Origin of the sequence: Enterobacter sp. NFIX58, from assembly GCF_900110475.1 — a bacterium.
Taxonomy (GTDB): domain Bacteria; phylum Pseudomonadota; class Gammaproteobacteria; order Enterobacterales; family Enterobacteriaceae; genus Enterobacter; species Enterobacter quasiroggenkampii.
The window spans coordinates 1,551,987-1,574,007 of sequence record NZ_FODW01000001.1 but is presented as its reverse complement, the minus strand read 5'-3'; the positions used below and the strand labels follow the sequence as shown (position 1 = coordinate 1,574,007).

Below are 22,021 nucleotides of genomic sequence, written 5' to 3'. Positions count from 1 at the left end.
ACGAAACTGTAGGCCCGGTAAGCGTAGCGCCACCGGGCAAAATGCAGAAACCTTTAAAAACTGCCCTGTACTACCCTGAAGTCCAGACAGTTTCTAAAGGTTCCTTCGCGGGCCACAAAGAGCTCGCAGGTGAACCCCGGCACGTACACATGGTGTGCGTGGTAGTTTCTACGGCGAAAGTAAGCATAAAAATGCTTAAGGGATCACGATGCAGAACGGCGCAATGAAAGCCTGGCTGGACTCTTCTTACCTCTCTGGTGCCAACCAGAGCTGGATAGAACAGCTCTATGAAGACTTCTTAACCGATCCTGACTCAGTGGACGCAAACTGGCGTTCCATGTTCCAGCAGTTGCCTGGTACAGGGGTCAAACCGGATCAATTCCATTCCAAAACACGTGATTATTTCCGTCGTCTGGCGAAGGATGCCTCACGTTACTCTTCTGCGATTTCCGACCCTGACACCAATGCGAAGCAGGTTAAAGTCCTGCAGCTTATCAACGCTTATCGCTTCCGTGGTCACCAGCATGCGAATCTCGATCCGCTGGGACTGTGGAAACAAGACCGTGTGGCCGATCTCGATCCGGCGTATCACGATCTGACCGAGGCCGATTTCCAGGAAAGCTTTAACGTAGGTTCCTTTGCCATCGGCAAAGACACGATGAAGCTGGGCGATCTGATTGACGCGCTCAAGCAAACCTACTGCGGCTCCATCGGCGCGGAATACATGCACATTACCTCTACCGAAGAGAAGCGCTGGATCCAGCAGCGCATCGAATCCGTAGCGGGCCACGCGACCTTCTCGGCTGACGAGAAAAAACGCTTCCTCAGCGAACTGACCGCAGCGGAAGGCCTTGAGCGCTATCTGGGCGCGAAGTTCCCGGGCGCAAAACGCTTCTCGCTGGAAGGCGGTGACGCCCTGGTGCCGATGCTGAAAGAGCTGATTCGTCACGCTGGCAAGAGCGGCACCCGTGAAGTGGTGCTGGGCATGGCACACCGTGGTCGTCTGAACGTACTGGTCAACGTGCTGGGTAAAAAACCGCAGGACCTGTTCGACGAATTCGCGGGCAAACATAAAGAACACCTCGGCACCGGCGACGTGAAGTACCACATGGGCTTCTCGTCTGATATCGAAACCGAAGGCGGTCTGGTTCACCTGGCGCTGGCGTTTAACCCGTCACACCTGGAAATCGTCAGCCCGGTGGTTATCGGTTCCGTGCGCGCGCGTCTGGATCGTCTGGACGAGCCGAGCAGCAACAAAGTTCTGCCAATCACCATCCACGGTGATGCGGCGGTCACAGGGCAGGGCGTGGTGCAGGAAACCCTGAACATGTCGAAAGCGCGTGGTTATGAAGTGGGCGGTACCGTTCGCATCGTAATCAACAACCAGGTGGGCTTCACCACCTCTAACCCGCTGGATGCGCGTTCTACCCCGTACTGCACCGACATCGGTAAGATGGTGCAGGCGCCTATCTTCCACGTTAACGCGGATGACCCGGAAGCCGTGGCTTTCGTTACCCGTCTGGCGCTGGACTTCCGTAACACCTTCAAACGCGATGTGTTCATTGATCTCTTCTGCTACCGCCGTCACGGCCACAACGAAGCGGATGAGCCAAGTGCAACCCAGCCGCTGATGTACCAGAAAATCAAAAAACACCCGACCCCGCGCAAAATCTATGCTGACAAGCTGGAGAGCGACAAAGTGGCGACGCTGGAAGATGCGACCGAAATGGTCAACCTCTACCGCGACGCACTGGATGCGGGTGAGTGCGTAGTGAAAGAGCTGCGCCCGATGAACATGCACTCCTTTACCTGGTCGCCGTACCTCAACCACGAGTGGGATGAGAGCTACCCGAACAAGGTGGAGATGAAGCGCCTGCAGGAGCTGGCTAAACGCATCAGCACCGTGCCGGACGCTATCGAAATGCAATCTCGCGTAGCGAAAATTTATGCTGACCGTCAGGCCATGGCGGCAGGCGAGAAGCTGTTCGACTGGGGCGGCGCGGAAACGCTGGCTTACGCGACGCTGGTTGACGAAGGTATTCCTGTTCGTCTGTCCGGTGAAGATGCGGGCCGTGGCACCTTCTTCCACCGTCACGCGGTCGTTCACAACCAGTCTAACGGTTCAACCTACACCCCGCTGCAGCACGTGCACAACGGTCAGGGCCAGTTCAAGGTCTGGGACTCCGTGCTGTCTGAAGAAGCGGTACTGGCTTTCGAATACGGTTACGCCACGGCAGAACCGCGCACCCTGACCATCTGGGAAGCACAGTTCGGCGACTTCGCCAACGGTGCGCAGGTGGTTATCGACCAGTTCATCTCCTCCGGCGAGCAGAAATGGGGCCGTATGTGTGGTCTGGTGATGCTGCTGCCACACGGCTATGAAGGCCAGGGTCCGGAGCACTCCTCCGCGCGTCTGGAACGTTATCTGCAGCTCTGCGCTGAGCAGAACATGCAGGTTTGCGTGCCGTCCACCCCGGCGCAGGTTTACCACATGCTGCGTCGTCAGGCGCTGCGCGGTATGCGTCGTCCGCTGGTGGTCATGTCACCGAAATCCCTGCTGCGTCACCCGCTGGCGGTGTCCAGCCTGGAAGAGCTGGCGAACGGTACCTTCCTGCCAGCCATCGGTGAAATTGACGAGCTGGATCCACAGGCCGTGAAGCGTGTGGTGATGTGTTCTGGTAAGGTTTATTACGACCTGCTGGAACAGCGCCGTAAGAACGATCAGAAAGATGTCGCCATCGTGCGTATCGAACAGCTTTATCCGTTCCCGCACCAGGCGGTGCAGGAAGCGCTGAAACCGTACGCTCACGTTCATGATTTTGTCTGGTGCCAGGAAGAGCCGCTCAACCAGGGCGCATGGTACTGCAGCCAGCATCATTTCCGTGAAGTGATTCCATTTGGGTCAGCCCTGCGCTATGCAGGTCGCCCGGCCTCCGCCTCTCCGGCGGTAGGGTATATGTCCGTTCACCAGAAGCAGCAACAAGATCTGGTCAATGACGCGCTGAACGTCGATTAATTAAAGGATACATAATGAGTAGCGTAGATATTCTTGTTCCCGACCTGCCTGAATCTGTAGCAGATGCGACCGTCGCTACCTGGCACAAAAAACCAGGCGATGCCGTTAAGCGCGATGAAGTGCTGGTAGAAATCGAAACTGACAAAGTGGTACTGGAAGTACCGGCTTCGGCGGATGGCGTTCTGGACGCGGTGCTGGAAGATGAAGGTACCACCGTGACTTCTCGTCAGATCCTGGGTCGCCTGCGTGAAGGCAACAGCGCGGGCAAAGAGTCCAGCGCGAAATCTGAAGAGAAAGCGTCCACGCCAGCGCAGCGCCAGCAGGCCTCTCTGGAAGAGCAGTCTAACGACGCCCTCAGCCCGGCGATCCGTCGCCTGCTGGCGGAACACAGCCTTGACCCGGCAGCCATTAAAGGCACCGGTGTGGGCGGTCGTCTGACCCGCGAAGACATCGACAAGCATCTGGCGAAAGCGCCTGCTCAGGCAGAAGCGAAAGCCCCTGCGGCAGCACCGGCTGCACAGCCTGCGCTGGGCGCACGCAGCGAAAAACGCGTGCCAATGACCCGCCTGCGTAAGCGCGTGGCCGAGCGTCTGCTGGAAGCGAAAAACTCTACCGCGATGCTGACCACCTTCAACGAAGTAAACATGAAGCCAATCATGGACCTGCGTAAGCAGTACGGTGACGCGTTTGAAAAACGTCACGGTATTCGTCTGGGCTTTATGTCCTTCTACGTGAAGGCGGTGGTTGAAGCGCTGAAACGCTACCCGGAAGTGAACGCGTCCATCGATGGCGATGACGTGGTTTACCACAACTACTTCGACGTCAGCATGGCGGTTTCCACCCCACGTGGCCTGGTGACCCCGGTTCTGCGTGATGTGGATACCCTGGGTATGGCTGACATCGAGAAAAACATTAAAGAGCTGGCTGTGAAAGGCCGCGACGGCAAGCTGACCGTAGACGACCTGACCGGCGGTAACTTCACCATTACCAACGGCGGCGTATTCGGCTCGCTGATGTCTACCCCGATCATTAACCCGCCGCAGAGCGCGATCCTGGGTATGCATGCCATTAAAGATCGCCCGATGGCGGTAGACGGTAAAGTTGAGATCCTGCCGATGATGTACCTGGCGCTCTCTTACGACCACCGCCTGATCGACGGCCGCGAGTCCGTGGGCTTCCTGGTTGCCATCAAAGAGCTGCTGGAAGATCCAACGCGTCTGCTGCTGGACGTCTAGTCACGATTTAGCATCACCTGCCCCGTGGACCGGCACACGCTGCGCCGGTCTACAGGTTTGAAGATAACGATTACCCTGAAGGATGGATAGAACACATGAACTTACATGAATATCAGGCCAAACAGCTGTTTGCCCGGTATGGCTTACCGGCTCCGGTGGGTTATGCCTGTACTACCCCGCGTGAAGCAGAAGAAGCCGCATCTAAAATCGGTTCCGGCCCGTGGGTAGTTAAGTGTCAGGTTCACGCTGGTGGCCGTGGTAAAGCGGGCGGTGTGAAGGTTGTTAAGAGCAAAGAAGAGATTCGTGCGTTTGCTGAACATTGGCTCGGCAAGCGTCTGGTAACGTACCAGACAGATGCGAACGGCCAGCCGGTTAACCAGATCCTGGTGGAAGCGGCGACCGATATCGCGAAAGAACTTTATCTGGGCGCGGTGGTTGACCGTAGCTCCCGTCGCGTGGTGTTCATGGCGTCTACCGAAGGCGGCGTGGAAATCGAAAAAGTGGCGGAAGAAACCCCACACCTGATCCACAAAGTGGCTATCGATCCGCTGGCAGGCCCAATGCCTTACCAGGGTCGCGAGCTGGCGTTCAAGCTGGGTCTGGAAGGTAAACTGGTTCAGCAGTTCACCAAGATCTTCATGGGTCTGGCGACCATCTTCCTGGAGCGCGATCTGGCGCTGATCGAGATCAACCCGCTGGTGATCACGACCCAGGGCGATCTGATCTGCCTCGACGGCAAGCTGGGCGCTGACGGCAACGCGCTGTTCCGCCAGCCGGATCTGCGCGAAATGCGCGACCAGTCTCAGGAAGACCCGCGTGAAGCGCAGGCGGCACAGTGGGAACTGAACTATGTGGCGCTGGACGGTAACATCGGCTGCATGGTTAACGGTGCGGGCCTGGCAATGGGCACCATGGACATCGTTAAGCTGCACGGCGGTGAGCCAGCAAACTTCCTCGACGTGGGCGGTGGCGCTACCAAAGAGCGCGTAACCGAAGCGTTCAAAATCATTCTCTCCGACGACAACGTGAAGGCCGTTCTGGTTAACATCTTCGGCGGTATTGTCCGTTGTGACCTGATCGCCGACGGTATCATCGGCGCGGTAGAAGAAGTAGGTGTTAACGTTCCGGTGGTTGTGCGTCTGGAAGGTAACAACGCTGAACTCGGCGCGAAAAAACTGGCTGACAGCGGCCTGAATATTATTGCAGCGAAAAGTCTGACGGATGCAGCTCAGCAGGTTGTTGCCGCAGTGGAGGGGAAATAATGTCAGTTTTAATTAATAAAGATACCAAGGTTATCTGCCAGGGCTTCACCGGTAGCCAGGGGACTTTCCACTCCGAACAGGCGATTGCCTACGGCACGCAGATGGTTGGCGGCGTAACGCCAGGTAAAGGTGGCACTACCCACCTGGGCCTGCCGGTGTTCAACACCGTGCGTGAAGCCGTAGAAGCGACGGGCGCAACCGCGACCGTGATCTACGTTCCGGCGCCGTTCTGCAAAGATTCTATTCTGGAAGCGATCGACGCAGGCATCAAACTCATCATCACCATCACTGAAGGCATCCCGACGCTGGATATGCTGACCGTGAAGGTGAAGCTGGATGAAGCTGGCGTGCGTATGATCGGCCCGAACTGCCCAGGCGTTATCACCCCGGGCGAATGCAAAATCGGCATCATGCCGGGCCACATTCACAAGCCGGGTAAAGTGGGCATCGTGTCCCGTTCCGGTACCCTGACCTATGAAGCGGTTAAGCAGACCACCGACTACGGTTTCGGCCAGTCCACCTGCGTGGGCATCGGCGGTGACCCAATCCCGGGTTCTAACTTCATCGACATCCTGAAGCTGTTCCAGGAAGATCCACAGACCGAAGCGATCGTGATGATCGGTGAGATCGGTGGTAGCGCGGAAGAAGAAGCCGCTGCTTACATCAAAGAACACGTGACCAAGCCAGTAGTGGGTTACATCGCGGGTGTGACCGCGCCGAAAGGCAAGCGTATGGGTCACGCAGGCGCGATCATCGCCGGTGGTAAAGGTACGGCTGATGAGAAATTCGCAGCGCTGGAAGCCGCAGGCGTGAAGACCGTTCGCAGCCTGGCGGATATCGGCGAAGCACTGAAATCCATCATTAAGTAAGTCCTCTCTGCTCCCCGGAAGGGGGGCGTTGCAGTATAAAAATGTCCGTTTCGACATGGTTGGCCGCTGTAAAGCGGCCTTTTTTATTGCCTGCGTCTGGCGACTAGCGTGAACTTGTAATCATCGGTATTGAACACGTTGCGGCTGTATTCAAATACCCGTCCGTCCTTCAGAAACCCGCGGGAGACTTTTTCCAGGATCGGCTTTGTCGGATCGAGTGACAGCGCGGCGATCGCCTCCACTGACGGCATGATCGGCACCAGCTCCTGCTCGCTGCGATCGATAACCAGCTTTTTGATCTGCTCAACGTAGTGGTATTTCGAATTCTCCATCACTTCCCAGGTGAGATCGGGGAACAGGGCCAGCGGCATCCACGTTTCTTCCAGATTTACCGGTTTTTGTTTGATAAAGCGGACGCGTTTGACGTGCCAGACTTTATCGTCATGAGAGAGATTCAGCTTTTCGGCAAGTTTTGCATCGGCTTTCAGCACTTCGAAAATGCTCACCTCACTGTGGGTATCCACGTTCCGGTCCGCCAGTTTTTCGTAAAACCCGGTGAGCTGGTAAATATCGTAATTGACGCGCTCTTCTTTTACGTAGGTGCCGCTGCCCTGAATGCTCTCGACGATCTGCTCTTCCGTAAGCAGCTTCAGCGCCTGTCTCACCGTGACGCGACTCACGTTGAATGCCTCCTGAAGGCTGGATTCCGTCGGTAACGCATCGCCAGGCTTTAACTCTCCCGCACTGATTTTTTCGCGAAGCGCATCGGCTATTTGCCGGTACATCGGTTTGTTACCCATCGAATCTGCCTTTCTAATACCTTTTCATGGAATTATGCCTCCCACTTAAAATTTGTAAATAATACAACTTAAATACAAATTTGCGTTGTTAGTGAAAGTGATCACATAAATGTATTGTATGACCTGCCAAAATTGCCGCCAGACAATAACAACTTATGTGTGAGGATCTTATGAACCTGACGACTCTGACCCATACCAGTGCTGTCTGTGTGCAGGCGCACTATGTCAGCCGTGATGAGGCCATTCGCCAGCTTACAATGCGGCTGGTGGCGCTGGGCAAAATTACAGATGGCGATGCATTTTTGGCGGAGGTCTACCGTCGCGAATCGCAGGGGCCAACCGCCCTGGGTGAAGGGCTGGCTGTCCCGCATGGTAAATCGAACGCGGTGAACGAAGCGGCTTTTGCGGTTGCTACGCTGCGCGAACCGCTGGAGTGGGAGGGGGTGGACGGCCCTGAACGCGTAGAGCTGATCGTCCTGCTTGCCATCCCGCCAGCTGAAGCGGGATCCACGCATATTCAGGTGCTGACGGCGCTGACGTCTCGCCTTGCCGATGATGCCCTCCGGGAGCGCGTTATGGCTGCCGAGACGGCAGAGGATCTGCTTGATGCGCTGAACGGTGTCTCGAAGGAAGACGAGGATGATACGCCGGTGAATGCACCAACCGTCGTCTGTGTCACCGCCTGTCCTGCGGGGATCGCGCATACCTATATGGCCGCAGAGTACCTGGAAAAAGCGGGACGTAAGCTCGGCGTCAACGTGGTGGTCGAAAAGCAGGGGGCGAACGGCATCGAAGGGCGAATTACTGCCCAGCAGTTGCAGGAGGCGAAAGCGTGTATTTTTGCCGCTGAAGTGGCGATCAAAGAGAGCGAGCGCTTCCAGGGGATCCCCGCCATTTCCGTGCCCGTCGCGGAACCCCTGCGCCATGCTGAAGCGCTGATTGAGCGCGCGCTGGTGCTTCAGCCTTCTAGCGATGCGCGCCAGGCGCAAGTCGATACCGAAACGAAAAAGTGCGTTAAAACTGAACTCAAGCAGGCGCTTCTCAGCGGCATCTCTTTTGCGGTGCCGCTGATCGTCGCCGGCGGTACGGTGCTGGCCGTATCGGTACTGCTGGCGCAAATCCTTGGCCTGCAGCACCTGTTTGACCAGGAAAACTCGTGGCTGTGGATGTACCGCAAGCTTGGCGGCGGCATGCTTGGCATTTTGATGGTGCCTGTCCTGTCGGCCTACACCGCCTACTCGCTGGCGGATAAACCTGCGCTGACGCCGGGCTTTGCGGCCGGTCTGGCTGCCAACATGATCGGCTCCGGTTTTCTTGGCGCTATCGTCGGCGGGCTGATCGCGGGCTATCTGATGCGCTGGGTGAAAAACCACATCCGGCTCAGTAGCCGCTACAACGGCTTTCTGACTTTTTATCTCTATCCGGTGATTGGCGTGCTGGGCGCGGGCAGCCTGATGCTGTTTGTGATTGGCGAACCGGTGGCCTGGCTCAATAACACGCTCACCGTCTGGCTTAACGGTCTGTCCGGCGCGAATGCGCTGCTTCTGGGGGCAATCCTCGGGTTTATGTGCTCATTCGATTTGGGTGGCCCGGTCAACAAAGCCTCTTACGCGTTCTGCCTGGGGGCGATGGCGAACGGGGTATACGGTCCCTATGCCATCTTTGCCTCCGTCAAAATGGTCTCAGCCTTCACCGTCACGGCGTCAACGATGCTGGCACCGAAGCTGTTTAAGTCGTTTGAAATTGAAACCGGCAAATCCACCTGGCTGCTCGGCCTCGCGGGCATTACCGAAGGGGCGATTCCGATGGCGATAGAAGATCCGCTTCGCGTTATTGGCTCATTTGTACTCGGATCCATGGTGACAGGCGCGGCTGTCGGTGCGATGGGGATCGGGTTGTCTACGCCGGGGGCCGGGATTTTCTCTCTTTTTTTACTTCACGATGCCGGGTTGGGTGGTGTGGTTGCTGCGGCGGGCTGGTTTGGCGCGGCGCTGGTGGGTACCGCTATCTCCACTCTGGTTCTGCTGCTCTGGCGACGCCAGGCGGTAAAAAAGGGCAACTACGTCACTGAAGACGCCTTATCGTAAAAACGCACAAACAGGAAACGAAGATGAAAGCTGTATCTCGCGTTCATATCACGCCGCATATGCACTGGGACCGTGAGTGGTACTTCACCACCGAAGAGTCGCGTATTCTTCTGGTCAATAATATGGAAGAGATCCTGACCCGGCTGGAGCAGGATGATGAGTACAAATACTATGTTCTCGATGGACAGACGGCTGTTCTGGAGGATTATTTTGCCGTTGTGCCCGAAAACCGCTCTCGCGTGAAGGCGCTTGTCGAGCGTGGAAAGCTGATTATCGGCCCCTGGTATACCCAGACCGATACCACGATCGTGAGCGGCGAGTCGATCGTCCGCAACCTGATGTACGGCATCCGGGATTGTATGGCCTTCGGCGAGCCGATGAAGATCGGCTATCTGCCGGATTCGTTTGGCATGTCCGGCCAGCTTCCGCATATCTATAACGGTTTTGGCATTACACGCACGATGTTCTGGCGCGGTTGTTCTGAACGCCACGGGACCGATAAAACCGAATTTCTCTGGCAGAGCCAGGACGGGAGTGAAGTGACGGCACAGGTGCTGCCACTGGGCTACGCGATTGGTAAGTACTTACCGGAGGACGAAGCGGGGCTGCGAAAACGGCTCGACAGCTATTTCGAGGTTCTGGAAAAGGCGTCCGTCACCAAAGCGATTTTGCTGCCCAACGGACACGACCAGATGCCGCTGCAGCAGAACATTTTCGCGGTGATGGAGAAGCTGCGTGAAATCTATCCGCAGCGTCAATTTGTGATGAGCCGGTTTGAGGAGGTCTTTGATCGCATCGACGCGCACCGCGATGACCTGGCGACCTTAAAAGGTGAGTTTATCGACGGTAAATACATGCGCGTGCACCGGACCATCGGCTCCACGCGCATGGATATCAAAATCGCCCATGCGCGTATTGAGAACAAAATTGTCAATATCCTTGAGCCGCTGGCGACGCTTGCCTGGACGCTGGGCTTCGACTACCACCACGGCTTGCTGGAGAAAATGTGGAAAGAGATCCTCAAAAACCACGCTCACGACAGCATCGGCTGCTGCTGCAGCGACAAGGTGCATCGCGAGATTGTCTCCCGCTTCGAGCTGGCTGAGGACATGGCAGACAACCTGGCGCGTTTCTATATGCGCAAGATTGTCGACAACATGCCGCAAAGCGATGCCGATAAGCTGGTGATGTTCAACCTGATGCCCTGGCCGCGTGAAGAGGTGATGAACACCACGATTCGACTGCGCGCCAGCCAGTTCCGTCTGCGGGATGACAAAGGCAACGAGATCCCGTATTTCATCCGCAGCGCACGCGAGCTCGACCCGGGCCTCATTGACCGACAGATTGTTCACTACGGCAATTACGAACCGTTTATGGAGTTTGATATTCAGCTCAGCCAGATACTGCCGGCGATGGGCTACCGTACGCTGTTTATCGAACCTAACGTGGCCGGGAAGGTACTCTCTCCGGGGGAAAACACCGCATCCTTACTTGAAAACGCCTTCTGGCAGATTGACGTAAATGACGACGGTTCGCTGCGCCTGCGCGACAAAGAAACCGGGCTTGTTTATGACCGCGTGCTGGAAATCGAAGAGAGCTCGGATGATGGTGATGAGTACGACTACTCGCCTTCGCGGGAAGAGTGGAGACTCACTTCCGCGCAGGGCGGGCATGAATTTGAGGTTACGCATGAAGGCTGGCAGAGCAGGGCGGTTATCCGCCATCGAATCGCCGTTCCGGCGAACCTGGCCGAACGCGCGGCGCGCCAGCGAAACGGCTATCTTGACGCTGAATTTGAGATTACGCTAAGCCATAACAGCAGACGCATTGACGTGGTGGTGTGCCTGGATAATCAGGCCGATGACCACCGCGTTCGCGTGCTGATCCCAACGCCGTTTATGACAGAGGAAGTGTTAGCGGATATGCAGTTTGGCTCGATCACTCGCCCGGTGCAGGACGCAGCGATGCAAAACTGGCAGGAGGAGGGGTGGAAAGAAGCGCCGGTTCCCGTCTGGAATTTACTTAACTACGCCGTCCTGCAGGAAAAACGAAACGGGCTTGCGCTATTTACCGAGGGGCTGCGTGAATTTGAAGTCGTGGGCGATGAACAAAAAGCATTTGCTCTGACCTTGCTGCGCGGCGTGGGGGTACTCGGCAAAGAAGATCTGCTCCTGCGCCCCGGCAGACCATCCGGTATCAAAATGCCGGTCCCGGACTCTCAGGTGCGTGGTCCGCTAAGCTGTCGCTTTAGCCTCTTCAGCTTCAGCGGCTCGCCGGAAAACGCGGGTGTCGCGCAGCAGGCTCAATCGTGGTTAACGCCGGTGCAGTGTTATAACAAGATCCCCTGGGATGCAATGAAGTTGAATCGCGCGTCGTTGACCACGCCGGAAAGCTACAGCCTGTTAGCGATTTCGCAAACGGGATGCGTACTCAGCGCGATCAAAAAAGCGGAAGACCGTGATGAGCTCATTCTTCGACTGTTCAACCCTTCGCAGTCCAGCGCATGTGACGCGATGCTATCTGTCAATCCAGCGGTGAAGCGGTGCTGCGAAACGGACATGAATGAACGGCTGATGGACCACGGTGAAGACGAAGGCATTGTCGGGGCGTTCAGACCAGGACAGTCGCGAACCTTTAGCCTTCTTCTTGCCTGAGAACCGCTGATATCATTAAAAGGCTGCACTGTTTGCGGCCTTTTTCATTAAATAGTCACTCCTCGGTGTTAAGTTATGGGGTGACAAAAGTAAAATAAATGTAATTACGAAGGGTTGCATAAATGCCATGGAAAAATAACCTGGCCCGACTATGCTTTATTGTTTGCCGCGCATCGAAATGAGGCTTTTGTTTCGCGTTAATTAAAATCACTTCTGTTTATATTTTTTTCCGTCTTCGATAACCAATCACATCTTAGCGTGCACATATCATTAACATGGTTTTTACCATTCTTACCACGATTAAACATAGTTAACATCAAGGTTTGTTTTTGATTTAAATCAAAGTTTAATCCTTGGAAAAAGGTGCTGAAAAGCGCTAAATTGTCCCCGATCAAAATGGCCGAAAAGTGGTAATTTTGCTATAAATTGATCACCGTCGAAAAACGTAAATGTGACTCTATAAAAACCTGTTTATTGTAAGGGTTTTGCAGCGTATTATATTTGCGGGATCAATTTGAGTTTTTTATTAACGTATTTGTAACCTCACGTCATCGTTTTTATCCTCCCTCAGGGTAATAACGACGACAAGGATGCGAATAATTTGTATTGGGGCATGCGTGTGGATCGCTTTGATGGGGTTCACTCTCGGAGTCTTCATGCGATGAGCAAGGAGTCATAATGTTAGATATAGTCGAACTGTCGCGCTTACAGTTTGCCTTGACCGCGATGTACCACTTCCTGTTTGTGCCACTGACGCTCGGTATGGCGTTCCTGCTGGCCATCATGGAAACGGTATACGTTCTCTCCGGCAAACAGATTTATAAAGATATGACCAAGTTCTGGGGCAAGTTGTTTGGTATCAACTTCGCACTGGGCGTGGCAACCGGTCTGACCATGGAGTTCCAGTTCGGGACTAACTGGTCTTACTATTCCCACTATGTCGGGGATATCTTCGGTGCGCCGCTGGCCATTGAAGGTCTGATGGCATTCTTCCTCGAATCCACCTTTGTAGGTCTGTTCTTCTTCGGTTGGGACCGTCTGGGTAAAGTCCAGCATATGGCGGTGACCTGGCTGGTGGCATTAGGTTCGAACCTGTCCGCGCTGTGGATCCTGGTCGCGAACGGCTGGATGCAGAACCCTATCGCGTCTGATTTTAACTTCGAAACCATGCGTATGGAGATGGTCAGCTTTGCCGAGCTGGTCCTGAACCCGGTTGCTCAGGTTAAATTCGTTCACACCGTCGCTTCTGGCTATGTGTGCGGCGCGATGTTTGTACTGGGCATCAGTTCTTACTATATGCTGCGCGGTCGTGACTTCGCGTTTGCTAAGCGCTCCTTTGCTATCGCTGCAAGCTTCGGTATGGCTGCTATCCTCTCCGTTATCGTTCTGGGTGATGAATCCGGTTACGAAATGGGTGACGTGCAGAAAACCAAACTGGCCGCCATCGAAGCCGAATGGGAAACCCAGCCGGCGCCTGCTGCCTTTACGCTGTTCGGTATTCCGGATCAGGACGCGCAGGAAAACCGCTTCGCCATTCAAATCCCTTACGCGCTGGGTATCATCGCCACCCGTTCTGTTGATAAGCAGGTGACAGGTCTGAAAGAGCTGATGGTGCAGCACGAAGAGCGTATCCGTAACGGTATGAAAGCCTACTCGCTGCTGGAACAGCTGCGTGCCGGTTCTACCGACCAGGCCGTTCGCGACCAGTTTAACGATGTGAAGAAAGATCTGGGTTACGGTCTGCTGCTGAAGCGTTATACCCCGAACGTGTCTGATGCGACGGAAGCCCAGATCCAGATGGCAACCAAAGACTCGATTCCACGCGTTGCGCCACTGTACTTCGCATTCCGTATCATGGTGGGCTGCGGCATCATCATGCTGCTGATCATTGCGGCGTCCTTCTGGTCCGTGATTCGCAACCGTATCGGCGAGAAAAAATGGCTGCTGCGCACTGCGCTGTACGGTATTCCACTGCCGTGGATCGCAATTGAATCAGGCTGGTTTGTGGCGGAGTATGGCCGTCAGCCATGGGCGATCGGTGAGGTGCTGCCAACGGCGGTAGCGAACTCGTCCCTGACCGCAGGCGACCTGATCTTCTCCATGCTGCTGATTTGTGGTCTGTACACCCTGTTCCTGGTGGCTGAACTGTTCCTGATGTTCAAGTTCGCGCGCCTTGGCCCAAGCAGCCTGAAAACCGGTCGCTATCACTACGAGCAGTCCACTGCGACTACTCAGCCGGCACGCTAAGACAGGAGTCATCAAATGATCGATTATGAAGTATTGCGTTTTATCTGGTGGCTGCTGGTTGGCGTTCTGCTGATCGGTTTCGCCGTCACGGATGGTTTCGACATGGGGGTGGGGATGCTCACCCGTTTCCTCGGTCGTAATGACACCGAGCGTCGAATCATGATCAACTCCATCGCCCCGCACTGGGACGGTAACCAGGTGTGGCTGATCACCGCAGGCGGCGCGCTGTTCGCCGCCTGGCCGATGGTCTATGCGGCTGCGTTCTCCGGTTTCTATGTGGCGATGATTCTGGTGCTGGCCTCTTTATTCTTCCGTCCGGTCGGTTTCGACTACCGTTCCAAGATTGAAGATACCCGCTGGCGCAACATGTGGGACTGGGGCATCTTCATCGGTAGCTTCGTTCCACCGCTGGTGATTGGCGTGGCGTTCGGTAACCTGCTGCAGGGCGTGCCGTTCCACCTGGACGAATACATGCGTCTTTATTACACCGGAAACTTCTTCCAGCTGCTGAATCCGTTTGGTCTGCTGGCCGGTGTCGTGAGCGTGGCGATGATCATCACTCAGGGTGCAACCTATCTGCAGATGCGTACCGTGGGTGAGCTGCATCTGCGTTCCCGCGCGACGGCTCAGGTTGCTGCGCTGGTTACGCTGGTCTGCTTCGCGCTGGCCGGTGTGTGGGTGGTGTACGGCATTGATGGTTACGTGGTGACGTCTGCGATCAACCACACCGCACCGTCTAACCCGCTGACCAAAGAAGTGGCGCGTCAGGCGGGGGCATGGCTGGTGAACTTCAACAATACCCCTGTGCTGTGGGCGATCCCGGCGCTGGGCGTGCTGCTGCCGCTGCTGACCATGCTGACGTCTCGTCTGGAAAAAGGCGCGCTGGCGTTCGTGTTCTCTTCACTGACCCTGGCATGCATTATCCTGACGGCGGGTATTGCGATGTTCCCATTCGTCATGCCATCCAGCACCATGCTGAATGCTAGCCTGACCATGTGGGATGCAACGTCCAGCCATATGACGCTGAACCTGATGACGTATGTTGCTTGCGTGTTCGTTCCGATCGTTCTGGCCTACACAATCTGGTGTTACTGGAAAATGTTCGGTCGTATCACGAAAGAACATATCGAAAGCAACACCCACTCTATGTACTAAGTAAGGAGCTGAATATGTGGTATTTCGCATGGATTTTAGGGACGCTTCTTGCCTGTGCATTTGGTGTCATCACTGCCCTGGCGCTTGAGCATGTAGAAGCGACCAAAGCGGGTGAAGAAAAACACTGATGAATATTATCGCGAAACTTTACGCGGTAATGGACAAGCGCCCGTTACGGGCGCTTTCTTTAGTGATGGCATTACTGCTGGCAGGTTGTATCTTCTGGGACCCTTCGCGCTTTGCAGCGAAAACCAGCGAGCTTGAAATCTGGCACGGCTTCCTCATTATGTGGGCGGTGTGCGCAGGTGTGATCCACGGCGTGGGCTTTCGTCCGAAAGCCGTTCACTGGCAGGGAATTTTCTGCCCGCTGATTGCCGATCTGGTGCTTCTCGCCGGTTTGATTTTCTTCTTCTTCTGAATAAGAAATGTCCGTTAACGTTATGGGCTTACCCGAGCCCATAAAAATTTACTCTCCGTTTACTTTCCCCCATTCCAAACCATCTTTCCCGCGCGTATAGTAGCGAAGTTTAAAAGCTCTAACTTTTGTTGCATTACTGGGATGTAAAGTGAATACAACGCTGTTTCGATGGCCGGTTCGTGTCTATTACGAAGATACCGATGCCGGTGGTGTGGTTTACCACGCCAGCTACGTTGCTTTTTATGAACGGGCACGCACAGAGATGCTGCGCCATCATCACTTTAGTCAACAGGTGCTGTTGGCTGAGCGAGTTGCCTTTGTGGTACGCAAGATGACGCTTGAGTATTTTGCGCCTGCCAGACTCGACGATATGCTCGAAGTCCAAACTGAAATTACATCAATGCGCGGAACCTCACTGGTTTTCACGCAGCGGATAGTCAACGCAGAGAACACCGTACTGAACTCAGCTGAAGTACTGATTGTTTGTGTTGATCCAACCATAATGAAGCCTCGTGCGCTTCCTAAGTCTATTGTCGCGGAGTTTAAGCAGTGACTGACATGAATATCCTTGATTTGTTCCTGAAGGCAAGCCTTCTGGTTAAACTTATCATGTTGATTTTGATTGGTTTTTCAATCGCATCCTGGGCCATCATCATCCAGAGAACGCGTATCCTCAATGCCGCCGGCCGTGAAGCTGAAGCGTTTGAAGATAAGTTCTGGTCGGGCATTGAGCTTTCTCGTCTGTACCAGGAGAGCCAGGGGCGCCGTGAAAACCTGACCGGCTCCGAGCAAATTTTCTATAGCGGTTTCAAAGAGTTCGCCCGTCTGCATCGTGCAAACAATCATGCGCCGGAAGCGGTGGTGGAAGGTGCCTCGCGTGCGATGCGCATCTCGATGAACCGCGAGCTGGAAAACCTTGAAACGCATATTCCTTTCCTCGGTACTGTCGGTTCCATCAGCCCGTATATCGGTCTGTTTGGTACCGTGTGGGGGATCATGCACGCCTTTATCGCGCTGGGCGCGGTGAAGCAGGCGACGTTGCAGATGGTTGCCCCGGGTATTGCAGAAGCACTGATTGCGACCGCTATCGGTCTGTTTGCGGCAATTCCGGCAGTTATGGCCTATAACCGTCTGAACCAGCGCGTGAACAAACTGGAACTGAACTACGACAACTTTATGGAAGAGTTCACTGCGATTCTGCACCGTCAGGCGTTTACCAGCACCGAGAGCAACAAGGGGTAAACCATGGCCAGATCGCGTGGACGAGGTCGTCGCGAGCTCAAGTCCGAAATCAATATCGTTCCACTGCTGGACGTCCTGCTGGTACTGCTGCTGATCTTCATGGCAACAGCGCCAATCATTACCCAGAGCGTGGAAGTGGATCTGCCGGATGCGACAGAATCACAGGCGGTGAGCACCAATGACGATCCTCCGGTTATCATTGAGGTTTCCGGCGTAGGGCAATACAGCGTCGTGGTAGAGAAGGATCGTATGGATCAGCTGCCACCTGAGCAGGTTATTGCCGAAGCGCAGCGTCGCCTGGAGTCAAATCCGAAAACGGTCTTCTTAATCGGTGGCGCGAAAGACGTACCCTACGATGAAATTATTAAAGCGCTGAACTTGCTACATAGTGCGGGTGTTAAGTCAGTTGGCTTAATGACCCAACCTATTTGATCATCCGCGTAGTTTTTGGGAACCGATAGTGTCAAAGGCAACCGAACAGAACGACAAGCTTAAGCGAGCGATAATCGTCTCCGCAGTGCTGCACGTTATTCTTTTTGCAGCGCTGATCTGGAGTTCGTTCGACGAGCATATTGATGCATCAGCCGGCGGCGGTGGAGGGTCTTCCATTGACGCCGTGATGGTGGATCCCGGTGCGGTAGTACAGAACTATAATCGCCAACAACAGCAGAAGGCGAGTGCAAAACGGGCTGAAGAGCAGCGTGAAAAACAGGCGCAACAGCAAGCGGAAGAACTGCGTGAAAAGCAGGCCGCAGAGCAGGAGCGTCTGAAGCAGCTTGAGAAAGAACGTTTGCAGGCGCAGGAAGCCGCGAAAGCGCAGGCAGAACAGCAGAAACAAGCCGAAGAGGCCGCGAAAAAAGCACAGGAACAGCAAAAGCAGGCGGAAGAGGCGGCAGCAAAAGCCGCAGCGGACGCGAAAGCACAGGCTGATGCCCAGGCGAAATTAGCGGCAGAAGCGGCGAAGAAAGCGGCTGCTGATGCCCAGAAGAAAGCGGAAGCCGAAGCCGCGAAGAAAGCCGCCGCTGATGCTCAGAAGAAAGCGGAAGCCGAAGCCGCAAAGAAAGCCGCAGCTGATGCTCAGAAGAAAGCAGAAGCGGAAGCCGCGAAGAAGGCCGCTCAGGAAGCAGAGAAGAAAGCTGCTGCCGAGGCCGCGAAGAAAGCGGCTGCTGCCGAGAAAGCTGCAGCAGAAAAAGCCGCGGCAGAAAAAGCGGCAGCCGCCGAAAAAGCCGCTGCTGACAAAAAAGCTGCAGCTGAGAAGGCCGCTGCCGATAAGAAAGCAGCAGCTGAAAAAGCGGCTGCTAAAAAGGCTGCCGCCGCTGAAAAAGCCGCTGCTGCCGCAGGGGTTGACGATCTGCTGGGCGATTTGAGCTCCGGTAAGAATGCGCCGAAAACGGGCGGTGGGGCGAAAGGAAACAACGCAGCGCCGACCGGAAGTGGTAACACTAAGAGTAACGGTGCGACAGGGGCTGAAATCAACGGTTATGCCGCGCAGATTAAATCCGCTATTGAAAGCCGATTCTATGATGCGTCTTCCTATACCGGTAAAACGTGTACGTTACGTATAAAACTGGCTCCGGATGGCATGCTGCTGGATATTAAGTCTGAAGGTGGCGACCCGGCTTTATGTACTGCGGCCCTGGCTGCAGCGCGTCAGGCGAAGATGCCTAAACCGCCTTCGCAGGCAGTCTACGAAGTCTTCAAAAATGCGCCGCTGGACTTCAAACCTTAAGTTACATTTTCCCCGTGCAAACGGGGAAAAATAGACCAGGTTTAGTCACAGGGTTCGGGTAGTTTTGTCTATTTGAGTTTGTTAACATTCTGCTAAATTATCGTGGGTAAGGTTACCCGGATAAGGGAGATATGATGAAGCAGGCATTACGTGTAGCATTTAGTTTTTTAATGCTGTGGGCAGCAGTACTGCACGCAGAAGTACGTATCGAGATCACCCAGGGGGTGGACTCGGCACGCCCAATCGGTGTTGTTCCGTTCCAGTGGGCCGGTCCTGGCGCTGCACCTGAAGATGCCGGTGGCATCGTGGCGGCTGACCTGCGTAACAGCGGTAAATTCAACCCGTTAGATCGTTCTCGTCTGCCTCAGCAGCCGGGTAGCGCGCAGGAAGTTCAGCCTGCAGCATGGTCTGCACTGGGTATTGATGCCGTGGTTGTGGGTCAGGTTACCCCTAATCCAGACGGTTCATACAACGTGGCCTGGCAGCTGGTGGATACCGGCGGTGCACCAGGTACCGTTCTGGCCCAGAACTCTTACAAGGTCACTAAGCAGTACCTGCGCTACGCGGCACACGCTGCCAGCGATGCGGTATTTGAAAAACTGACCGGCATTAAAGGTGCGTTCCGTACCCGTATCGCGTACGTGGTGCAGACCAACGGTGGTCAATTCCCGTATGAGCTGCGCGTATCTGATTACGATGGCTACAACCAGTTCCTGGTGAAACGCTCTTCGCAGCCACTGATGTCTCCAGCCTGGTCTCCGGACGGTTCTAAGCTGGCGTATGTCACCTTCGAAAGCGGCCGTTCTGCGCTGGTTATCCAGACGCTGGCAAACGGTGCGGTTCGTCAGGTGGCGTCTTTCCCACGTCACAACGGTGCGCCTTCGTTCTCTCCAGATGGCTCTAAACTGGCGTTTGCGTTGTCTAAAACCGGTAGCCTGAACCTGTACGTGATGGACATTGGCTCTGGCCAGATCCGTCAGGTGACCGACGGTCGCAGCAACAACACCGAACCTTCATGGTTCCCAGACAGTCAAAACCTGGCGTTTACTTCTGACCAGGCCGGCCGTCCACAAATCTATAAAGTCAACATCAACGGCGGTGCTCCGCAGCGTATTACCTGGGAAGGTTCACAGAACCAGAACTCAGACGTGAGCAGCGACGGTAAATTTATGGTAATGGTCAGCTCTAACGGTGGGCAGCAGCACATTGCCAAACAAGATCTGGTAGCGGGTGGCGTTCAAGTTCTGTCGTCAACGTTCCTGGATGAAACGCCAAGTCTGGCACCTAACGGCACGATGGTAATCTACAGCTCTTCTCAGGGGATGGGATCTGTGCTGAATCTGGTTTCTACAGATGGGCGTTTCAAAGCGCGTATTCCGGCTACTGATGGACAGGTAAAATCACCTGCCTGGTCGCCGTATCTGTAAATAATAATTAATTGATTACTAAAGGAATCATAGAAATGCAACTGAACAAAGTGCTGAAGGGGCTGATGATCGCTCTGCCTGTAATGGCAATCGCAGCGTGTTCTTCTAACAAGAACGCCAGCAATGACCAGAGCGGCGAAGGCATGATGGGTGCCGGCACCGGTATGGACGCGAACGGCAATGGCAACATGTCTTCTGAAGAGCAGGCGCGTCTTCAGATGCAGCAGCTGCAGCAGAACAACATCGTTTACTTCGATCTGGATAAATACGACATCCGTTCTGACTTCGCTGCGATGCTGGATGCGCACGCTAACTTCCTGCGTAGCAACCCATCTTACAAAGTCACCGTAGAAGGTCACGCGGACGAACGTGGTACTCCAGAGTACAACATCTCCCTGGGTGAACGTCGTGCTAACGCTGTTAAAATGTACCTGCAGGGTAAAGGCGTTTCTGCTGACCAGATCTCCATCGTTTCTTACGGTAAAGAAAAACCTGCAGTACTGGGTCACGACGAAGCGGCTTACTCCAAAAACCGTCGTGCCGTACTGGTTTACTAAGAGAATTGCATGAGCAGTAACTTCAGACATCATCTGTTGAGTCTGTCGTTACTGGTTGGAATAGCGGCCCCCTGGGCCGCTTTTGCTCAGGCACCAATCAGTAGTGTCGGCTCAGGCTCGGTAGAAGACCGGGTCACTCAACTCGAGCGTATTTCTAACGCTCACAGCCAGCTTTTAACCCAACTCCAGCAACAACTTTCCGATAACCAGAATGATATTGACTCTCTCCGCGGTCAGATTCAGGAAAGCCAGTATCAGCTTAACCAGGTTGTGGAACGTCAGAAGCAAATCTTGTTGCAGATCGATAGCCTGAGCAGTGGTGGTGCAGCAGCACAGCCAGCCGCAGGCGATCAGAGCGGTGCGGCGACGTCTACGCCAGCGCCATCTGCTGATACGTCAGCCTCAACAGGCGCGCCTGTACAGAGCGGTGACGCGAATACGGACTACAATGCGGCCATTGCCCTGGTACAGGATCAATCTCGTCAGGATGACGCGATTGCTGCGTTTCAGAGCTTTGTTAAGAAATACCCGGATTCCACTTATCAGCCAAATGCCAATTACTGGCTCGGTCAGTTGAATTACAACAAGGGTAAAAAGGACGATGCGGCGTTTTATTTTGCCTCAGTGGTGAAAAATTACCCAAAATCGCCGAAAGCGCCCGATGCGATGTATAAGGTTGGCGTGATCATGCAGGACAAAGGCGACACGGCGAAAGCCAAAGCGGTTTATCAGCAGGTGGTCGCAAAATTCCCGGGTACCGAAGGTGCTAAGCAGGCGCAAAAACGTCTGAATTCGATGGGATGATTATCGCATGACCAGAAATCGCGTTATTTCTGGTCGTGCAGCATGATTACTAAGCAGTTAAGTGATCTTCATCGAAATTTTTGTTGCGCAGAATTCTTAAATCAGTAATATATGCCGCCGTTGCCACGGGATATCAAACACCGTGAAAGCAGCATAAAAGTGGGTCGTTAGCTCAGTTGGTAGAGCAGTTGACTTTTAATCAATTGGTCGCAGGTTCGAATCCTGCACGACCCACCACTAAGTCAGGTGGAAGTAGTAGTAAAACGTGAAGGATAACGTTGCGTCAGCAACGGCCCGTAGGGCGAGGCGAAGCCGAGTCATCCTGCACGACCCACCACTTAACGCAGTTCCGGCAGTACAGAGTGGGTGATTAGCTCAGTTGGTAGAGCATCTCCTTTACACGGAGGGGGTCGGCGGTTCGAGCCCGTCATCACCCACCACTCGGGTCGTTAGCTCAGTTGGTAGAGCAGTTGACTTTTAATCAATTGGTCGCAGGTTCGAATCCTGCACGACCCACCA

General features: G+C 54.6%; 18 protein-coding genes and 3 tRNA genes. 20 read left to right on the top strand and 1 reads right to left on the bottom strand.

Annotated elements, in window-relative coordinates:
- The first annotated feature begins 208 nt into the window (after window positions 1–208).
- The 4 genes from sucA to sucD all read left to right on the top strand — a co-directional run bounded on the left by sucA (window position 209) and on the right by sucD (window position 6,382).
- Window positions 209–3,016 carry a 2-oxoglutarate dehydrogenase E1 component gene (gene sucA, locus BMW97_RS07735; RefSeq protein WP_008501092.1) on the top strand — a complete coding sequence of 936 codons (2,808 nt, stop codon included), beginning with the start codon at window positions 209–211 and terminating at the stop codon, window positions 3,014–3,016.
- A gap of 14 nt (window positions 3,017–3,030) precedes the next feature.
- Entirely contained in the window at window positions 3,031–4,251 is a 1,221-nt protein-coding gene (gene odhB, locus BMW97_RS07730) for a 2-oxoglutarate dehydrogenase complex dihydrolipoyllysine-residue succinyltransferase (protein ID WP_008501093.1), read from the top strand.
- A 95-nt stretch (window positions 4,252–4,346) separates the two neighbouring features.
- Window positions 4,347–5,513 carry an ADP-forming succinate--CoA ligase subunit beta gene (gene sucC, locus BMW97_RS07725; protein ID WP_006809579.1) on the top strand — a complete coding sequence of 389 codons (1,167 nt, stop codon included), beginning with the start codon at window positions 4,347–4,349 and terminating at the stop codon, window positions 5,511–5,513.
- Window positions 5,513–6,382, top strand: coding sequence for a succinate--CoA ligase subunit alpha (gene sucD / locus BMW97_RS07720; RefSeq protein ID WP_008501094.1), 870 nt, complete (start codon window positions 5,513–5,515; stop codon window positions 6,380–6,382). The genes sucC and sucD overlap by 1 nt, the downstream gene beginning before the upstream one ends.
- A gap of 83 nt (window positions 6,383–6,465) precedes the next feature.
- Here sucD and BMW97_RS07715 read toward each other — a convergent pair whose 3' ends face one another.
- Entirely contained in the window at window positions 6,466–7,182 is a 717-nt protein-coding gene (locus BMW97_RS07715) for a GntR family transcriptional regulator (RefSeq protein WP_045909566.1), read from the bottom strand.
- 170 nt (window positions 7,183–7,352) lie between these two features.
- Here BMW97_RS07715 and mngA point away from each other — a divergent pair, with 170 nt between their 5' ends.
- The 16 genes from mngA (at window position 7,353) to BMW97_RS07635 (ending at window position 22,021) form a co-directional block, all read left to right on the top strand.
- Complete coding sequence (mngA, locus tag BMW97_RS07710; RefSeq protein ID WP_045909565.1) at window positions 7,353–9,269, top strand: PTS 2-O-a-mannosyl-D-glycerate transporter subunit IIABC; 1,917 nt, start codon at window positions 7,353–7,355, stop codon at window positions 9,267–9,269.
- Between the two features lie 23 nt (window positions 9,270–9,292).
- On the top strand, window positions 9,293–11,923 hold the full coding sequence (mngB, locus tag BMW97_RS07705; protein ID WP_045909564.1) for a mannosylglycerate hydrolase: 2,631 nt from the start codon (window positions 9,293–9,295) through the stop codon (window positions 11,921–11,923).
- 678 nt (window positions 11,924–12,601) lie between these two features.
- Window positions 12,602–14,170 (top strand): cytochrome ubiquinol oxidase subunit I, encoded by a 1,569-nt coding sequence (gene cydA / locus BMW97_RS07700; RefSeq protein ID WP_008501098.1) that lies wholly within the window; start codon window positions 12,602–12,604, stop codon window positions 14,168–14,170.
- A 15-nt stretch (window positions 14,171–14,185) separates the two neighbouring features.
- Window positions 14,186–15,325, top strand: coding sequence for a cytochrome d ubiquinol oxidase subunit II (gene cydB, locus BMW97_RS07695; RefSeq protein ID WP_023293006.1), 1,140 nt, complete (start codon window positions 14,186–14,188; stop codon window positions 15,323–15,325).
- Window positions 15,326–15,339: 14 nt separating this feature from the next.
- Entirely contained in the window at window positions 15,340–15,453 is a 114-nt protein-coding gene (cydX, locus tag BMW97_RS07690) for a cytochrome bd-I oxidase subunit CydX (protein WP_003858598.1), read from the top strand.
- Entirely contained in the window at window positions 15,453–15,743 is a 291-nt protein-coding gene (ybgE, locus tag BMW97_RS07685) for a cyd operon protein YbgE (RefSeq protein WP_008501100.1), read from the top strand. The genes cydX and ybgE overlap by 1 nt, the downstream gene beginning before the upstream one ends.
- 148 nt (window positions 15,744–15,891) lie before the next feature.
- Entirely contained in the window at window positions 15,892–16,296 is a 405-nt protein-coding gene (gene ybgC / locus BMW97_RS07680; RefSeq protein WP_003858593.1) for a tol-pal system-associated acyl-CoA thioesterase, read from the top strand.
- Complete coding sequence (gene tolQ, locus BMW97_RS07675) at window positions 16,293–16,985, top strand: Tol-Pal system protein TolQ (protein WP_008501101.1); 693 nt, start codon at window positions 16,293–16,295, stop codon at window positions 16,983–16,985. The genes ybgC and tolQ overlap by 4 nt, the downstream gene beginning before the upstream one ends.
- 3 nt (window positions 16,986–16,988) lie before the next feature.
- On the top strand, window positions 16,989–17,417 hold the full coding sequence (gene tolR / locus BMW97_RS07670; protein ID WP_003858589.1) for a colicin uptake protein TolR: 429 nt from the start codon (window positions 16,989–16,991) through the stop codon (window positions 17,415–17,417).
- A gap of 28 nt (window positions 17,418–17,445) precedes the next feature.
- Window positions 17,446–18,714: a cell envelope integrity protein TolA gene (gene tolA, locus BMW97_RS07665; protein ID WP_008501102.1), complete on the top strand. Its 1,269-nt coding sequence runs from the start codon at window positions 17,446–17,448 to the stop codon at window positions 18,712–18,714.
- Window positions 18,715–18,848: 134 nt separating this feature from the next.
- The gene (tolB, locus tag BMW97_RS07660) at window positions 18,849–20,141 is read left to right on the top strand and encodes a Tol-Pal system beta propeller repeat protein TolB (protein WP_008501103.1); all 1,293 of its coding nucleotides are present in this window, start codon (window positions 18,849–18,851) and stop codon (window positions 20,139–20,141) included.
- A gap of 35 nt (window positions 20,142–20,176) precedes the next feature.
- Window positions 20,177–20,698: a peptidoglycan-associated lipoprotein Pal gene (pal, locus tag BMW97_RS07655; RefSeq protein ID WP_003858578.1), complete on the top strand. Its 522-nt coding sequence runs from the start codon at window positions 20,177–20,179 to the stop codon at window positions 20,696–20,698.
- A 9-nt stretch (window positions 20,699–20,707) separates the two neighbouring features.
- Window positions 20,708–21,502, top strand: a complete 795-nt coding sequence (gene cpoB / locus BMW97_RS07650; protein WP_025912850.1) for a cell division protein CpoB — start codon at window positions 20,708–20,710, stop codon at window positions 21,500–21,502.
- Between the two features lie 161 nt (window positions 21,503–21,663).
- Window positions 21,664–21,739 (top strand) — tRNA-Lys (locus BMW97_RS07645).
- 127 nt (window positions 21,740–21,866) lie between these two features.
- Window positions 21,867–21,942 (top strand) — tRNA-Val (locus tag BMW97_RS07640).
- A gap of 3 nt (window positions 21,943–21,945) precedes the next feature.
- Window positions 21,946–22,021, top strand: a tRNA-Lys gene (locus BMW97_RS07635).

Excerpts from the sequence above, each read along its gene's own strand:
- sucA (WP_008501092.1), top strand. The coding sequence starts at position 209 with ATGCAGAACGGCGCAATGAAAGCCTGGCTGGACTCTTCTTACCTCTCT.
- odhB (WP_008501093.1), top strand. The coding sequence starts at position 3,031 with ATGAGTAGCGTAGATATTCTTGTTCCCGACCTGCCTGAATCTGTAGCA.
- sucC (WP_006809579.1), top strand. The coding sequence starts at position 4,347 with ATGAACTTACATGAATATCAGGCCAAACAGCTGTTTGCCCGGTATGGC.
- sucD (WP_008501094.1), top strand. The coding sequence starts at position 5,513 with ATGTCAGTTTTAATTAATAAAGATACCAAGGTTATCTGCCAGGGCTTC.
- BMW97_RS07715 (WP_045909566.1), bottom strand. The coding sequence starts at position 7,182 with ATGGGTAACAAACCGATGTACCGGCAAATAGCCGATGCGCTTCGCGAA.
- mngA (WP_045909565.1), top strand. The coding sequence starts at position 7,353 with ATGAACCTGACGACTCTGACCCATACCAGTGCTGTCTGTGTGCAGGCG.
- mngB (WP_045909564.1), top strand. The coding sequence starts at position 9,293 with ATGAAAGCTGTATCTCGCGTTCATATCACGCCGCATATGCACTGGGAC.
- cydA (WP_008501098.1), top strand. The coding sequence starts at position 12,602 with ATGTTAGATATAGTCGAACTGTCGCGCTTACAGTTTGCCTTGACCGCG.
- cydB (WP_023293006.1), top strand. The coding sequence starts at position 14,186 with ATGATCGATTATGAAGTATTGCGTTTTATCTGGTGGCTGCTGGTTGGC.
- cydX (WP_003858598.1), top strand. The coding sequence starts at position 15,340 with ATGTGGTATTTCGCATGGATTTTAGGGACGCTTCTTGCCTGTGCATTT.
- ybgE (WP_008501100.1), top strand. The coding sequence starts at position 15,453 with ATGAATATTATCGCGAAACTTTACGCGGTAATGGACAAGCGCCCGTTA.
- tolR (WP_003858589.1), top strand. The coding sequence starts at position 16,989 with ATGGCCAGATCGCGTGGACGAGGTCGTCGCGAGCTCAAGTCCGAAATC.
- tolB (WP_008501103.1), top strand. The coding sequence starts at position 18,849 with ATGAAGCAGGCATTACGTGTAGCATTTAGTTTTTTAATGCTGTGGGCA.
- pal (WP_003858578.1), top strand. The coding sequence starts at position 20,177 with ATGCAACTGAACAAAGTGCTGAAGGGGCTGATGATCGCTCTGCCTGTA.
- cpoB (WP_025912850.1), top strand. The coding sequence starts at position 20,708 with ATGAGCAGTAACTTCAGACATCATCTGTTGAGTCTGTCGTTACTGGTT.